The 13644-nt window shown below is 55.2% G+C and carries 16 protein-coding genes and 1 pseudogene; 11 read left to right on the forward strand and 6 right to left on the reverse strand.

The features are described 5' to 3' along the window. Positions 1 to 34: 34 nt before the first annotated feature. From gcvT to gcvPB, 4 genes and pseudogenes are all read left to right on the forward strand, one after another. Complete coding sequence (gene gcvT / locus EJE49_RS00485) at positions 35 to 1111, forward strand: glycine cleavage system aminomethyltransferase GcvT (RefSeq protein ID WP_124948448.1); 1077 nt, start codon at positions 35 to 37, stop codon at positions 1109 to 1111. A gap of 30 nt (positions 1112 to 1141) precedes the next feature. Beyond that, complete coding sequence (gcvH, locus tag EJE49_RS00490; RefSeq protein ID WP_124948449.1) at positions 1142 to 1531, forward strand: glycine cleavage system protein GcvH; 390 nt, start codon at positions 1142 to 1144, stop codon at positions 1529 to 1531. 27 nt (positions 1532 to 1558) lie between these two features. Next, complete coding sequence (gene gcvPA / locus EJE49_RS00495; protein ID WP_124948450.1) at positions 1559 to 2905, forward strand: aminomethyl-transferring glycine dehydrogenase subunit GcvPA; 1347 nt, start codon at positions 1559 to 1561, stop codon at positions 2903 to 2905. A gap of 10 nt (positions 2906 to 2915) precedes the next feature. Further along, positions 2916 to 4367 (forward strand): annotated as a pseudogene (gene gcvPB / locus EJE49_RS00500) (aminomethyl-transferring glycine dehydrogenase subunit GcvPB); the annotation flags it as partial. A 14-nt stretch (positions 4368 to 4381) separates the two neighbouring features. On the opposite strand, the gene EJE49_RS14145 reads toward gcvPB, so the two are convergent. After that, positions 4382 to 4540 (reverse strand): hypothetical protein, encoded by a 159-nt coding sequence (locus EJE49_RS14145; protein ID WP_223246668.1) that lies wholly within the window; start codon positions 4538 to 4540, stop codon positions 4382 to 4384. On the opposite strand from EJE49_RS14145, the gene EJE49_RS00505 reads away from it, so the two are divergent. Together EJE49_RS00505 and EJE49_RS00510 are read left to right on the forward strand one after the other, a co-directional pair. Then, positions 4481 to 4798 (forward strand): diguanylate cyclase domain-containing protein, encoded by a 318-nt coding sequence (locus tag EJE49_RS00505; RefSeq protein WP_262981947.1) that lies wholly within the window; start codon positions 4481 to 4483, stop codon positions 4796 to 4798. The genes EJE49_RS14145 and EJE49_RS00505 overlap by 60 nt on opposite strands. 9 nt (positions 4799 to 4807) lie before the next feature. Then, on the forward strand, positions 4808 to 5503 hold the full coding sequence (locus EJE49_RS00510; protein ID WP_124948453.1) for a putative bifunctional diguanylate cyclase/phosphodiesterase: 696 nt from the start codon (positions 4808 to 4810) through the stop codon (positions 5501 to 5503). On the opposite strand, the gene EJE49_RS00515 is transcribed toward EJE49_RS00510, so the two are convergent. Continuing rightward, complete coding sequence (locus EJE49_RS00515) at positions 5498 to 5707, reverse strand: hypothetical protein (RefSeq protein ID WP_124948454.1); 210 nt, start codon at positions 5705 to 5707, stop codon at positions 5498 to 5500. The two genes, EJE49_RS00510 and EJE49_RS00515, sit on opposite strands and share 6 nt — an antisense overlap. 205 nt (positions 5708 to 5912) lie before the next feature. Between EJE49_RS00515 and EJE49_RS00520 the strand changes: the two genes are divergently transcribed. The 4 genes from EJE49_RS00520 to EJE49_RS00535 all read left to right on the forward strand — a co-directional run bounded on the left by EJE49_RS00520 (position 5913) and on the right by EJE49_RS00535 (position 9510). Next, positions 5913 to 7265, forward strand: a complete 1353-nt coding sequence (locus EJE49_RS00520) for a cytochrome C (protein ID WP_223246669.1) — start codon at positions 5913 to 5915, stop codon at positions 7263 to 7265. 78 nt (positions 7266 to 7343) lie between these two features. Then, a complete protein-coding gene (locus tag EJE49_RS00525; protein ID WP_124948455.1) occupies positions 7344 to 7979 on the forward strand; it encodes a c-type cytochrome in 636 nt (211 codons plus the stop codon). Between the two features lie 173 nt (positions 7980 to 8152). After that, entirely contained in the window at positions 8153 to 8917 is a 765-nt protein-coding gene (locus EJE49_RS00530) for a hypothetical protein (protein WP_189941566.1), read from the forward strand. Continuing rightward, the gene (locus EJE49_RS00535; RefSeq protein WP_124948456.1) at positions 8914 to 9510 is read left to right on the forward strand and encodes a DUF938 domain-containing protein; all 597 of its coding nucleotides are present in this window, start codon (positions 8914 to 8916) and stop codon (positions 9508 to 9510) included. The genes EJE49_RS00530 and EJE49_RS00535 overlap by 4 nt, the downstream gene beginning before the upstream one ends. On the opposite strand, the gene EJE49_RS00540 is transcribed toward EJE49_RS00535, so the two are convergent. The 4 genes from EJE49_RS00540 to EJE49_RS00555 are packed head-to-tail and all read right to left on the reverse strand — an operon-like array spanning position 9502 to position 12496. Continuing rightward, entirely contained in the window at positions 9502 to 10638 is a 1137-nt protein-coding gene (locus EJE49_RS00540) for a GNAT family N-acetyltransferase (protein ID WP_124948457.1), read from the reverse strand. The genes EJE49_RS00535 and EJE49_RS00540 overlap by 9 nt on opposite strands. Continuing rightward, entirely contained in the window at positions 10635 to 11147 is a 513-nt protein-coding gene (locus EJE49_RS00545; RefSeq protein WP_124948458.1) for a TlpA family protein disulfide reductase, read from the reverse strand. Before EJE49_RS00545 ends, EJE49_RS00540 begins: the two co-directional genes overlap by 4 nt. Further along, complete coding sequence (locus EJE49_RS00550; protein ID WP_145962012.1) at positions 11144 to 11932, reverse strand: hypothetical protein; 789 nt, start codon at positions 11930 to 11932, stop codon at positions 11144 to 11146. The genes EJE49_RS00545 and EJE49_RS00550 overlap by 4 nt, the downstream gene beginning before the upstream one ends. 9 nt (positions 11933 to 11941) lie before the next feature. Next, positions 11942 to 12496, reverse strand: a complete 555-nt coding sequence (locus EJE49_RS00555) for a hypothetical protein (RefSeq protein WP_124948460.1) — start codon at positions 12494 to 12496, stop codon at positions 11942 to 11944. A gap of 64 nt (positions 12497 to 12560) precedes the next feature. Between EJE49_RS00555 and cobT the strand changes: the two genes are divergently transcribed. Next, positions 12561 to 13601 carry a nicotinate-nucleotide--dimethylbenzimidazole phosphoribosyltransferase gene (gene cobT, locus EJE49_RS00560; RefSeq protein WP_370685809.1) on the forward strand — a complete coding sequence of 347 codons (1041 nt, stop codon included), beginning with the start codon at positions 12561 to 12563 and terminating at the stop codon, positions 13599 to 13601. The last annotated feature ends 43 nt before the right edge of the window (positions 13602 to 13644 follow it).

The following is a 13644-nucleotide window of genomic DNA, read 5'->3' on the forward strand; positions in this document are numbered from 1 at the left end:
GTGCAAACGGATTACAGTAAATGACAGGAAAACAATGTTAAAGCAGACTCCACTGAATGCAGCACACCGTGACATGGGCGCCAAGATGGTTGATTTTGGCGGCTGGGATATGCCGGTCAATTACGGTTCGCAGATCGAGGAACATCATCAGGTGCGCAACGATGTCGGCATGTTCGACGTGTGTCACATGCTGGTGGTAGACGTAAAGGGTGACGACGTGCGCGGTTTCCTGCGCGGGCTGGTGGCCAACAATGTGGACAAGCTCGCCGTGAGCGGCAAGGCGCTGTACTCATGCATGCTCAATCCTGAAGGTGGCGTGATCGACGATCTAATTATTTATTTCATGACCGAAGACTGGTTCCGTATCGTGGTCAATGCCGGTACTGCGGACAAAGACGTGGCCTGGATGCAGAAACAGGCAGCAGGGCGAGCGCTTACTGTCACCCCACGCCGCGACCTGGCGATGATTGCCGTGCAAGGCCCGCATGCCCGTGCCAAAGTATGGGAAGCCATTCCCGGTGCGCAGGCGGTGACTGAAGCGCTGAAACCGTTCAATGCGGTGGAATTCCAGCAGTATTTCATTGCCCGCACCGGTTATACCGGCGAAGATGGTTTCGAGGTCGTGTTGCCGGTAGCGGAGGCTGATGCGATGTGGCGGCATCTGGCTGATCTGGGGGTGAAACCCATTGGTCTGGGCGCGCGTGACACCTTGCGTCTGGAAGCCGGGATGAACCTGTACGGTCAGGATATGGACGAAACCACCAATCCGCTGGAAAGCGGTCTGGCATGGACGGTAGACCTGAAGAGCGAACGCGATTTTATTGGTAAAGCGGCATTGCAGTCGCGTGACATCAACATGCAGCTGGTCGGTCTGGTGTTGCTGGACAAAGGCGTATTGCGCGCTCATCAGGTGGTCAATACCAAACACGGTGCCGGCGAAATCACCAGCGGCACTTTCTCTCCGACTTTGCAGCAATCCATCGCGCTGGCACGTATCCCGCTGGGCATTGCGCCGGGTGCCGAAGTCGAAGTAGCGGTACGCGATAAACAGCTTAAAGCGAAAGTGGTAAGCTACCCGTTCGCACGCAACGGCAAGTCATTAATTTCCTGATTTTAGACAGACAACCTAGGAGTAACACAGATGAGTATCCCGGCAGATTTGAAATACACCGCTTCCCACGAGTGGGTTAAGACCAATGCAGATGGCACCGTCACCGTAGGCATCACCGCCCACGCTCAGGATTTATTAGGCGACATGGTGTTTGTGGAAAACCCGGCCGTCGGCCGCACGCTGGCTGCAGGCGAAGAATGTGCCGTAGTGGAATCGGTTAAAGCGGCGTCCGATGTGTACGCGCCTGTCGCCGGTGAAGTGGTTGCCGCTAACGGCGATGTCGAAGCTGCGCCTGAAGCCATCAATGCAGATGCTTATTCCGCATGGATGTTCAAGCTCAAGCCGGCCAACAGTGCAGATGTCGATGCTTTGATGGATGCCGCGGCGTATCAGGCGTTGGTTGAATCCGAAGCACATTAATTTCAGATAACAGAAACAGGACTTTTCATGCCATTTATTCCGCATACCGATGAAGATGTGTCCCAGATGCTCGCCGCCATCGGCGCGCCGTCGATAGACGCATTGTTTGATGAAATCCCCGAGGCGCTGCGCAGCGGCAAGCTCACGCAGGTGCCTGAGGCACTGACCGAAATGGAAGTCAGCCGCCTCATGCACGAACGCGCAGACCAGGATGGGCGGCAGTTGAATTTCATCGGCGCGGGGGCGTATGAACATCATATTCCGGCCGCGGTATGGCAAATTACCACGCGTGGCGAGTTCTATTCGGCGTATACCCCGTATCAGGCGGAAGCTTCGCAGGGTACGCTGCAACTGATCTACGAATACCAGACCATGATGGCGAGCCTGACTGGTATGGATGTGTCCAATGCTTCGCTGTATGACGGCGGTTCGGCGCTGGCCGAAGCGGTGCTGATGGCGGTGCGCGCGCATAAAGGTGCGATGCGCGTACTGATGCCGAAAACCGTATCGCCGCTGTACCGTTCGGTGGTGCGTGCGATGGTGAAGAATCAGCATATCGAACTGGTGGAGCTGGATTATGACCTCGCCACTGGCACTACGCCAGTGCCGACTACCGACATGGGTGACTTTGCCGCGTTGGTGATCCCGCAGCCGAATTTCTTCGGCGCGCTGGAAGATGTCGATGCGCTGACTGACTGGGCGCATGCGCACGGTGGTCGCGTGATTGCGCTGACCAATCCGACCAGTCTGGCGCTGTTCAAGGCGCCGGGTCAATGGGGTACAGCCGGTGCGGACATCGCCACCGGTGACGGCCAGCCGTTAGGTGCACCATTGTCCAATGGCGGGCCGTATTACGGTTTCATGACCTGCAAACAGGCGCTGGTGCGGCAGATGCCGGGCCGTATCGTCGGGCGCACCGTCGATCTGGAAGGCAAGCAGGGTTTTACCCTCACGTTGCAGGCGCGCGAGCAGCACATCCGCCGCTCCAAAGCGACCTCGAATATCTGTACCAATCAGGGGCTGGTAGTAACGGCATCCACCATTTACATGAGTTTGCTGGGGCCGGAAGGCTTGAAGCGGGTAGCGGCTAGCTCACACGCGAATATGCGCAGCCTGCTCGTGCAGTTAAGTGCCATTTCCGGCGTGAAGCAGGCGTTTGCCGGGCATTATTTCCATGAAGCAGTCGTGCAGCTGGATCGTCCGGTAGCGCCAGTGCTGGCAGCCATGCAGGCACAAGGTATTTTGGGCGGACACGATCTCAGCGCGGATTACCCTGAGCTGGGCAATGCGTTGCTGATCTGCGCCACGGAAACCAAGACCGCTGCCGATTTGCAACGCTATGCGCAGCAATTAAGCCTAGCCCTGAGCAAATAAACGAGAGACGACCATGCTGATATTTGAACATTCCCGCCCTAAACGTGCCGCTCATGCACAAATGCCTGCGCAGCTAGACGATTGCAGCGATTTGCCTGCACACTTGTTGCGTCAGGATGTGCCGCAGTTGCCGCAAGCCTCGGAGATGGATGTGGTGCGCCATTACACACGTCTGAGCCAGAAAAACTTCTCCATTGATACGCAGTTCTACCCGCTGGGTTCCTGCACCATGAAATACAACCCGCGCGCCTGTAACAGTCTGGCGATGCTGCCGGGCTTTCTGGCGCGGCATCCATTCGCTCCGGCAGCAACTGGCCAGGGTTTCCTTGCATCCATGTATGAGCTGCAGGAAATGCTCAAGGACGTCACCGGCATGGCCGGTGTGTCGCTGGCGCCGATGGCTGGTGCACAAGGCGAATTCGCCGGCGTGGCGATGATCCGCGCTTATCACGATGCCCGCGGCGACGATGCGCGGCGCGAAATTATCGTGCCGAATGCGGCACACGGCACCAATCCGGCCACCGCAGTGATGTGTGGCTATACTGTCCACGAAATCCCGACCGACAAAGAAGGCGACGTCGATCTGGAAGCATTGAAAGCAGCCGTGGGGCCGCATACTGCCGGACTGATGCTGACTAACCCGTCCACACTGGGTGTATTTGAAAAGAAGATTCAGGACATTCAGAAAATCGTGCACGATGCCGGCGGCCTGCTGTATTACGACGGCGCCAACCTGAACGCGATTCTGGGTCGTGTCAAACCTGGCGACATGGGCTTTGATGTGATTCACATGAATTTGCACAAGACTTTTTCTACCCCGCATGGCGGTGGCGGACCCGGCGCAGGGCCGGTGGGTGTTGCCACGCGTCTGTTGCCATACATGCCGGTACCGGTAGTGACTAAGGAAAATGACCAGTATCGCCTGCTGGTGGAAGGCGATATTCCTGCCACGATTGGCCGCATGAGCGCCAATCACGGCAATGCCGGGGTGCTGCTGCGCGCCTACATCTACGCGCGCATGCTGGGCGCAGAAGGCATGCATCGTGTCGCTGAATTCGCTACGCTGAATGCCAATTATCTGCTGGCCGAATTGCAGAAAGCCGGTTTTGATATTGCGTTTCCTACCCGTCGTGCCAGCCATGAGTTCATCGTTACCCTGAAGAAGCTCAAGGATGATACCGGCGTTACCGCAATGGATTTTGCCAAGCGTCTGCTGGATTACGGCTATCATGCGCCGACCACGTATTTCCCGATGCTGGTACCGGAGTGCCTGCTGATTGAGCCTACCGAAACCGAATCCAAGGAAACGCTGGACGCATTTGTGGTGGCAATGAAATCCATACTGGCAGAGGCTTACGCTACGCCTGAGCTGGTAAAGGGTGCGCCTTATACCCAGCCTGTACGTCGCCTCGATGATGTCAAGGCCGCGCGCGAGCTGGATCTGGTGTGGCGGCCTGCATGATAAGGCTGAACTAATCACGCATAGTTTGCTGGTGGAATACATGGAGCGGAAACAGTCTGATGTAATGGACTGTTATCCTCAGCCGTCAGGGTGGTGATGAGTTTCTGATCGTTCTGGTAGATGTTCATGATGGTGATGGCATCGTGGTGGTGGCAGAGAAAATACTGGCGCATTTGGCACGTTCATTTACTATTGAACATCACGAATTAACGACTTCGCTGTCGATAGGTATTGCGGTCTATCCGGACGATGGTAACGATTTTGATACATTATTGAAAAAAGCGGATACCGCTATGTATCAGTCCAAAGAGTCGGGGCGCAACACCTACCGTTTCCATACGGAAGAAATGAACGTAAATGCGCTTGATCATTTACAGATACGTAACGGCCTGCGCCAGGCACTGGATAAGCATGAATTTGAGTTGTATTAACAGCCACAGATTAGTCTGGCCAGTGGTGCGGTAGTCGGCGCAGAAGCCCTGTTGCGCTGGCAGCACCCTGAACTCGGCATGCTGTCCCCGGATCGTTTTATATCCGTAGCAGAAGATAGCGGGCTGATCGTGCCCATCGGTGAGTGGGTGTTACAGGAAGCCTGTCGGCAGGCCGTAGCCTGGCAACGGACAGGCTTGCCGGAGATGGTCATGGCGCTAAACTTATCAGCGGTACAATTCAAGCGTGGTGATTTGGAACAGAGCGTGACCCGTGCGTTAACAGCATCGGAGCTGGATCCGACATTGCTTGAGCTGGAATTGACCGAATCCATCCTGATACAGGATGCAGACAACGTATTGGGCAAGGTGCGCCGGTTAAAAACCCTGGGTATCAAACTGGCAATTGATGACTTCGGCACCGGTAATTCCAGCCTGTCTTACCTGAAACGCTTTGATGTGGATAAATTGAAAATTGATCAATCGTTTATCCGTGATATGGAGGATGATCCCAATGATGCCGCTATTGTTCGTGCCATTATTCAGATGGCCAAAAGCCTGAATCTTAAAACGATTGCTGAGGGTGTAGAAGATGACCGCCAGTTATCGTTACTGCGCCTGCAGCATTGTGACGAAATACAAGGCTATTATTTTCCCCGCCCGCTGTCGGCAGATGAGTTTGCTCGTTATCTCGCTGCTAATTCATAAACCTGGGCGCTGATGTTGTTCATAGATAGTACGTGCATCCAGCTGCGCCTGCTGTTTGGTGCGCAAGGCCGGATTTTCATCGTGAGTGACAAAAAATTCCGCATCCTGTGCCTGCATTACCAGACGTATTGCTGCAGCATCAATCAATTTGTAGCGTTCCGCGATCAGCGTCGTTACTTCATCTAAATATTCTTCGTAGGTCATAGCCAGTTCCTGATTAAATGGGGGTCAGCTCGGCGCTATTATGCCAGATATACCCTGTATTTAAACTGGAATGGGTATTTCCGTATTGCTTGCACAGATTTGATCTATGCCTGGAGTGTGCTCCATTTTGAGCTTGTCAGCGAGTTGTAAGCCATGCAGCCTAGAATGAAAATTAGGATATTCCTATCTTATTAATGGGGGTGACATGAGTGAATTCGAGCATGAACGTAAAACAACAGGATGCGCCACTCATGGGGCGTTCCCGGCGAATGCGCAACCCATAAAACATTCACTGAGTATCGTGCAGGTCGTGACCTGGCTGATGTCGTCACTCATGGTGCTGTTGTCAGTCAATGCAGAGGCGGTTCCTGCCTTTGCCCGCCAGACCGGGCAAAACTGTCTGGCCTGCCATGCCGGCGGCCAATTTCCGGAGCTGACCCCTTACGGACGCATGTTCAAGCTTACCGGCTACACCATCGGTGAGCGTACCGTACCAATTTCCGGAATGGCAGTATTGACGGCGAATAAGGTCAAAGTGAATGATCCTGCAGCAGGTCATACCCAGGATGGCACGCTGACGTTCAATACAGGCAGCTTGTTTATTGCCGGGAAAATCACAGATAAGGCGGGTGTGTTTGCGCAGATTACCTACAATAATTATGCAGGTGACACAGGTTTCTCCGGACATACTGGTGCTGACAATATGGATTTCCGCTATGCCGACCGCCTGATTAATAGCAACACCGATCTGATTTACGGCGTGACCATGCATAACAATCCCGGCGTGCAGGATGTGTGGAACAGCAATCCGGCCTGGGGTTATGGGGTTGTGCCTGGCAGCACTGGTATCGGTAGCGCGGCAACGCCGATGCTGGATGGAGGTCTTGGCCAGCAGGTAGTGGGTGGTGGTGCTTACGTGTACTGGAATCAGACGGTCTATGCAGAGCTGACAGGTTACCGTACCGGCAATGGTGTTTTTTCTTTTATGACGCAGGGTAACGGCACGCAGGCCATCATCAAAGGTACTAATCCGTATGCACGGCTGGCACTGACCCATGCCTGGGGGGCGCATAATGCCATGATCGGGGTGACGCATCTGGATGTGCAGCAATATCAGGACCCAACTGATTTAACCTTAGGTACTGACAGTTATCGCGATAACAGTATCGATTTCCAGTACCAATATCTGCTTGATCCGCATACGGTAACGGCAACCGTGACCCGTATTCATGAGACGATCGATTCAGCTACTGCCGGGACGTTATCGGAAAATATAAATTCGTTCCGGGCGAAAGCATCCTACGTCTATCAGGCAAAATATGGAGCAACTCTTTCCTATTTTGACGTCAGCAATAGTGTCAATAATCCTGGTGCAACGCAAACGGGTACCCAGGGCTGGACCCCGGAGCTATTCTGGACACCACTGCAATATATGCGGCTAGGGGTGCAATATACCCTGTTCAATAAGGTGAATGGCGTATCCAGCAACACCGATGGTGCGGGCAGAAAAGCCAGCGATGATAACACCCTGCTGTTTTACGTATGGGGTGCTTACTAGGCGCTGATTGCTGACTGAATGCGGCTGCATTGATCGCAGCAGGCCCAACATGAATGACGGAATATTGGAGAGAGCATCATGAATAAAATCACTATCGGTCTCATCCTGACATTAACGGCGATTGCCGCAGGCTGTACCACGACAGACAGTTCACGCAATCTGGCCGACCCCGCCGTTTCCGGCAAGGTATTAGCGCAGCAGGTGTGCTCCATTTGCCACGGCGCTGACGGCAATTCTACCAATCCTACTTTCCCCAAGTTGGCTGGACAACAGCAGGGCTATCTGGTCGCGCAGCTGACTGATTTCAGAAGCCATGGTCGTTCTGATCCAGCCGGTTCGGAATATATGTGGGGGATTTCGCGGCATTTAACTGATACGCAAATCTGGCAACTGGCGACACATTTCTCACAACAGCAGGCAACGGCTGACCAGCCGGCACACCCTCAGCAAGAAGCCGCAGGGCAATTGATTTTTACCAAGGGGTTGTCTAACCAGAATGTGCCCGCGTGTGCGACGTGTCATGGTGCGAAGGGTGAGGGTAATGCCGCATTCCCGCGCATTGCCGGTCAGCATGCTGACTACATTGCCAAGCAGCTAGGGGTGTTCAAGGATACGGAAATGCGTCCTAAAGGTGCAGTGATGAAGGTGATTACTCACGATCTGACTTCGGCTGAAATCCAGGCGGTAGCAGCTTACGTTTCGACGATGCCTTAGTAATAACGGCATGTGCTGGTAAAACGGGCGCCAATTACGGCGCCCGTTTTTTATGGTGTTGTCGTCATATAATTATGGGGCTGGTCAATGCAGCAGCGCTGAACTAAGATGGCCCATATTTAGCGTGCTGTGAAACTGCTCGGCTCATAGTCCTTATTTTTTGAAAGCATACCTTGTCATTTCGCAGCCTGCGCATATTAATCTTATTATCACTGCTCGGCGTAATAGCCGCTGTTACTTACTGGGAACGCTGGTCGGTGGCGCAGTGGCGGCAACCGCTGCAAGTAGTGATCTATCCCATCAATGGCGATAACGCTGCTGAAGTTGCGCATTATATTGCGGGGCTGGATGCGGCACAGTTTGCGGAGATTCCCGAATTCGTCCGCAAACAGAGTGAGCGTTACCGGCTCAAGCCGCTGCCATTACCGCAGATAACGCTGGGCAATGTCGTGGCAGAAGCACCGCCGGTGCAACCGATGAACGGCAGTATGCTGGATACGCTGCGCTGGAGTTTGAAGCTGCGCTATTACGTGTTTCATAACACCCCGTTCTGGCAGAGTCTGGGGCGCATCAAACTGTTTGTGGTCTACCATCAGGGTGAAGATGGTATCCCGCTGGAACATTCGCTGGGCTTGCAGAAAGGTCTGCTCGGCGTGATTCACGCTTTTGCGCGACCAGAGCAGGATGCCCAGAACAATGTAGTGATTGCCCATGAGTTGCTGCATACCCTGGGTGCTACAGATAAATACGATAGTAATTTGCAGCCGGTATATCCTGACGGCTTTGCCGAACCTGAACGCGAACCCCGTTATCCGCAGAAACTGGCGGAGATCATGGCCGGGCGGATTGCCGTTACCCCGGAGCAGGCACGCATGCCGAAAAATCTAGCCGCCTGTGTGATCGGGGCTAAAACTGCTTATGAGATCAACTGGAAATGATGAAACCATACTCTGAAGCCTGCGAGCGCAATCAGCAGCCTATCCTGGATCAGCTGCAAACGCTGTTTGCCGACCGCCAACAGGTGCTGGAAATCTCCAGTGGCACCGGCCAACACGCAGTCTGTTTTGGCCGGGCGCTGCCGCATCTGACCTGGCAGACCAGCGATCTGCAGCCGAATCATGCCGGTATTCGTGCCTGGCTGGATGAGGCGCAACTGGCCAATGTGCTGTTGCCGCTGGTGCTGGATGTGACTGATGCGGTGTGGCCGGTGATCGAGGTGGATGCCATTTTCAACGCCAATGCCGTGCATATCATGTCGTGGTCGGCGGTGCAGCGTATGTTTGAGGGCATAGGGCGGATACTGCAATCCGGTGGCCTGTTGTGTCTGTACGGGCCATTCAATTATGGCGGCGCCTACACTTCGGCCAGCAATGCCAACTTTGATGCGTGGCTGAAAGCGCGCGACACTCTCAGTGGCATCCGTGATTTTGAAGCGGTATGTGAACTGGCGACAGCGCAGGGGCTGGTGTTGCTGCAGGATGTGGTGATGCCGTCTAACAACAGGTTGCTGGTGTGGCGCAAATCACTCTGACGGCAGTTGCTTGAACGGATTGCGTTCATTCAGTTCGTCGGTATAACGCGCCATACCCTGGGTTTCCCGCGCCAGAAACTCTTCCACCGCGCCGCTGAATTTGGCATGGGCCAGCCAGTGCGCCGACCAGGTGGTGACCGGTAAAAAACCGCGGGCTATCTTGTGTTCGCCCTGCGCGCCGCCTTCAAATACCGCGATCTTATTGGCGATGCAAAACTCTATCGCCTGATAGTAGCAGGCTTCGAAATGCAGCCCCGGATGATACTCCAGCGCCCCCCAGTAGCGGCCGTACAGCGTGTCAGCTGTGTAGATGTTGAGCGCGCTGGCAATGGGCTGACCGTCACGGTAGGCAACGATCAGCAGCACATTGTCGGGCATGGTGATGCCTATGCGCTGGAAGAAATCCAGATTCAGATACGGCGTGGAGCGGTGCTGGATATAGGTGCTGTCGTAACAGCGCACAAAAAATGCCCACAGCGCCGGGGTAATGTCATTGCCGGTGAATTGCTTAAACGTGACCCCGGCATCACGCACCCGTCGTCGCTCCTGCTTGATCTTCTTGCGCTTGTCGTTGTTCATGGCGGCAAGATAAGCGTCGAAATCGGCATAGCCCGGGTTCTGCCAGTGAAATTGCACCCCCTGGCGCAACATCATGCCGGCCTGCTGTATTTCCTGTGCCTGCGCGGCGTCAGGAAACAGGCAGTGCAACGAGGAAACCTCCAATTGCTGAGCCAGTTGCAACGCGGCCCGAATAAGCAGCACGCGTAACTCCGCAGTTGCCGCCAGCGCACGCAAGCCGGTAATCGGGCTGAACGGCACCGCGCACAGCAGCTTGGGATAATAATCCAGACCATGGCGCTCGTAGGCTTCCGCCCATGCCCAGTCGAACACATATTCGCCATAGGAATGGCGCTTGAGGTACAACGGCAGCGCACCGATCAGTTGTTCATCATGCCACAGCGTCAGAAACTGCGCCTGCCAGCCGGTGCGCTGCGTTGCGCAACCACATTCCTGCAGGGCCAGCAGAAAGGCGTGGCTTAAAAACGGATTACCCTCGGTCAGTGCATCCCACTGTGCTGCCGGGAGATCACTGAGGTTGGTGATGACGCGAATTTCAGGTGTGGTCATTGCGGTGCCGCGAGTGGCAGCAAGTCGCTGATTTTTTGTACCGTGTCGGCCTCATCCCATTCCACGGGGCCGAACAGCGCGTAGCGGATCTGACCTTTGCTATCGATTACATAACTGGTCGGGAAGGCGAACACCTTCCAGGCTTTGAGTGCATGACCATCCGTGTCCAGCAGAATGCTGAAATCGGTATGAATTTCCTTGAGATAGGTATTCACTACCGCGGCTGGTTCACCCATATCCACTGCCAGTATGGTGAACGCTTTGCCTGCCATCTTTTCTTTCAGGCGTTGCATCGACGGCATTTCGGCGCGGCACGGCGGGCACCAGCTCGCCCAGAAATTAACCAGCACCACCCGGCCACGATAATCCTCGAGCTTGTGTGTCTTGCCGCTGAGATCTTTAAGTGCAAGTGGCGGCGTAGCGCCACCCTGATAGGGTTTGAGCTCGCGCGCCTGGGCAGTGCTGGTAGCTAACATCAGGCCGAGTAACAATATCCACAGGTGTTTCACGGTTGCATTCCTTTCAGTTGCCGAGTGGCATTCACTATCAATTGCGGTAAAGCGGCAGCCATTATCTGCTCGGCGGGAAAGACATCCTCACGCAGATAAAAGCGGTCACGTACGCCGGACAGCAATTGCACTTTCACCGGCGCGCCACCCTGTTCCAGCAGCGTTTGCAGTTGGTCGACACGCCAGCGCAAGGCGGACAGCTCCGGTTGCAGGATGTAGACGGGCAGGTGGGTCGCCGTTGTGATGGGCAGGAACTGAGCGTCTTCGCCCGGCTCTGGCGTGGCTACATGGAGATTGGGTGAGAGCAATATTGCACCCCGCAAATCATGCGGGTTGCCGTACCAGGCTGTGGCAGCTGTCAAAGCCAGTTCGGCACCTTTGTCAGCGGCGATCAAATAGACTGGCTTGTGGCTACGTTGCTGAACTGCGCTGATCAGTTGCGCCATATCCGCAGCCGGCATCTGCTGCAGGCTGCTGGGTACGGTGGGGAGAAAATACGCGGCATGCAAATCGGCCAGCCAGACTTCAACACCCAGCCTGGCCAGTTTGGCGGCGATATCGTACTCAGCGGGTAGCAGACCACGTTCCGAAGGCAGCCACAGCATAGCTATCTTGCCGTGCGCGCGGAAGGTGGTAAGCGGAATCTCAACCCCGTTAGCCAGGGTCAGGTTGTGCGTGAATTTGGCTGCAGGCGCCGCAAAGCCGGGCGCAGATAGCAGCACCAGCAAAGCCATGGCGACACATCTGCGCGCATAGCTGAGTAGCTGCTGGTTCATGCTATGCATGGACTGGGATTACCATGCAGCCAGTCGGGATTTCCGCCAGACTGCGGCAGCAATCAGTGCAGGTGCCAGATACAGCATGGCAGATGTCAGATAGGCAGGGAAATAGGGCGCCACTGCCAATACGAATTCGCTGGAGCTAACTGAGCTGGCGACACCGCTGAGTGCAAAGAAAAAAGCATTGGAAATGAGGAAAGCCACGCCGACTGCAGCAATGCTGGCGGGAAATGCGATGAGCGGCTGGGCAAAGCGTTGCTGCAGCGCTAGCGCCATGCCGGTCAGCCACAGCACGGCGTAAGTAGGGATGAGTCCGGCGTAAGCGGGGCTGAAGCACCAGGCCGCTTCGGCGGAGGACTGTGCCATGTAGATATCCAGACCGAACGTGGTAAGCATGAGCACGACAAAGCCGGATACGCCACCGAGCATGATGCCGCCCAGCAAGAACATGGCCAGGCTGGCGTCAGGTAACAAATTGGCGCTGCCGAAATGGCTCATGCGCGTTGAAGCAATCATGGCGACCAGAGCAAGTAGTACACCCAGACGTTGGGCGGTTGATAACTTAGGCATGGATAAATCCTCAATAATTCGGTGAACCCGTATTATGCGACAATATACGTTTTGCGTGATGAAGATGTCATATTTTATTCCTGCCTTAGATCGCCAGCTGGCAACTGCTCTGCGCAGCAAGATCGACCAGAAAACCAAACCACTGGGTGCACTCGGTCAACTGGAAGCGCTGGCGCTGCAAATCGGTCAGGTACAGGCTACGCTGACGCCGCAGTTGTGCAAACCAACCATGCTGGTATTTGCCGCCGATCATGGTATCGCCAATGCTGGGGTGAGCGCTTACCCTCAGGCAGTGACTGAGCAGATGGTGCTTAACTTCCTGCGTGGTGGTGCGGCGATCAACGTATTCTGCCGTACCAACGGCTTGGATCTGCGTGTGGTCGATGCTGGAGTGAATGCGGATTTTGCCGGTGTTGCCGGCTTGATCAACCGCAAAGTGGCCATGGGTAGCGCCAATATGACCGAGCAACCAGCAATGACGGCTGCCCAATGCGAACAGGCCGTGGCGCATGGTGCCGCACTGGCGCAGGGTCTGGCCGACGAAGGCTGCAACGTGCTGGGACTGGGTGAGATGGGTATCGCCAACACCAGCTCGGCGGCTCTGCTTACGCATATCTATACCGGTCTGCCGCTGGCTGATTGCGTTGGTCGCGGCACCGGGCTGGACGATGCCGGACTGGCGCGCAAGCTGCAAATATTGAGCGATGTGGTCGGATTGCATGGCAAATCAGCCGATGCGCTGGAAACCGTACGCTGTTACGGCGGGCTGGAAATCGCGATGATGGCAGGCGCCATGCTCGGCGCAGCGCAGCGCGGCATGCTGGTGCTGGTGGATGGCTTTATTGCCAGCGCCGCCTATCTCGCCGCCAGTGCGATGCAACCGGCGTTGCGTGATTACGCGGTATTCAGCCATTGCTCCGACGAGCACGGTCATCGCAAGCTGCTCAATCATTTAAATGCCCACCCGTTGCTCGATCTGGGGCTGCGGCTGGGTGAAGGTACGGGTGCCGCGCTGGCTTACCCGTTGCTGGTGGCTGCCGTTGCCTTTTTGAATGAGATGGCGACATTCGAGTCGGCTGGCGTGAGTGAGCACTTGCAAGCTTAGATTTTGTCCACGAAAAACACGAAAGGCGCGAAAAATGAATCTA

Source organism: Sulfuriferula thiophila (assembly GCF_003864975.1).
In the GTDB taxonomy this organism is placed as follows: domain Bacteria; phylum Pseudomonadota; class Gammaproteobacteria; order Burkholderiales; family Sulfuriferulaceae; genus Sulfuriferula; species Sulfuriferula thiophila.

Excerpts from the sequence above, each read along its gene's own strand:
- EJE49_RS00525 (WP_124948455.1), top strand. The coding sequence starts at position 7,344 with ATGAATAAAATCACTATCGGTCTCATCCTGACATTAACGGCGATTGCC.
- EJE49_RS00550 (WP_145962012.1), bottom strand. The coding sequence starts at position 11,932 with ATGCATAGCATGAACCAGCAGCTACTCAGCTATGCGCGCAGATGTGTC.
- EJE49_RS00535 (WP_124948456.1), top strand. The coding sequence starts at position 8,914 with ATGATGAAACCATACTCTGAAGCCTGCGAGCGCAATCAGCAGCCTATC.
- gcvH (WP_124948449.1), top strand. The coding sequence starts at position 1,142 with ATGAGTATCCCGGCAGATTTGAAATACACCGCTTCCCACGAGTGGGTT.
- EJE49_RS00555 (WP_124948460.1), bottom strand. The coding sequence starts at position 12,496 with ATGCCTAAGTTATCAACCGCCCAACGTCTGGGTGTACTACTTGCTCTG.
- EJE49_RS14145 (WP_223246668.1), bottom strand. The coding sequence starts at position 4,540 with ATGCGCCAGTATTTTCTCTGCCACCACCACGATGCCATCACCATCATG.
- EJE49_RS00515 (WP_124948454.1), bottom strand. The coding sequence starts at position 5,707 with ATGACCTACGAAGAATATTTAGATGAAGTAACGACGCTGATCGCGGAA.
- cobT (WP_370685809.1), top strand. The coding sequence starts at position 12,561 with ATGTCATATTTTATTCCTGCCTTAGATCGCCAGCTGGCAACTGCTCTG.
- EJE49_RS00540 (WP_124948457.1), bottom strand. The coding sequence starts at position 10,638 with ATGACCACACCTGAAATTCGCGTCATCACCAACCTCAGTGATCTCCCG.
- EJE49_RS00520 (WP_223246669.1), top strand. The coding sequence starts at position 5,913 with ATGAGTGAATTCGAGCATGAACGTAAAACAACAGGATGCGCCACTCAT.
- gcvT (WP_124948448.1), top strand. The coding sequence starts at position 35 with ATGTTAAAGCAGACTCCACTGAATGCAGCACACCGTGACATGGGCGCC.
- gcvPA (WP_124948450.1), top strand. The coding sequence starts at position 1,559 with ATGCCATTTATTCCGCATACCGATGAAGATGTGTCCCAGATGCTCGCC.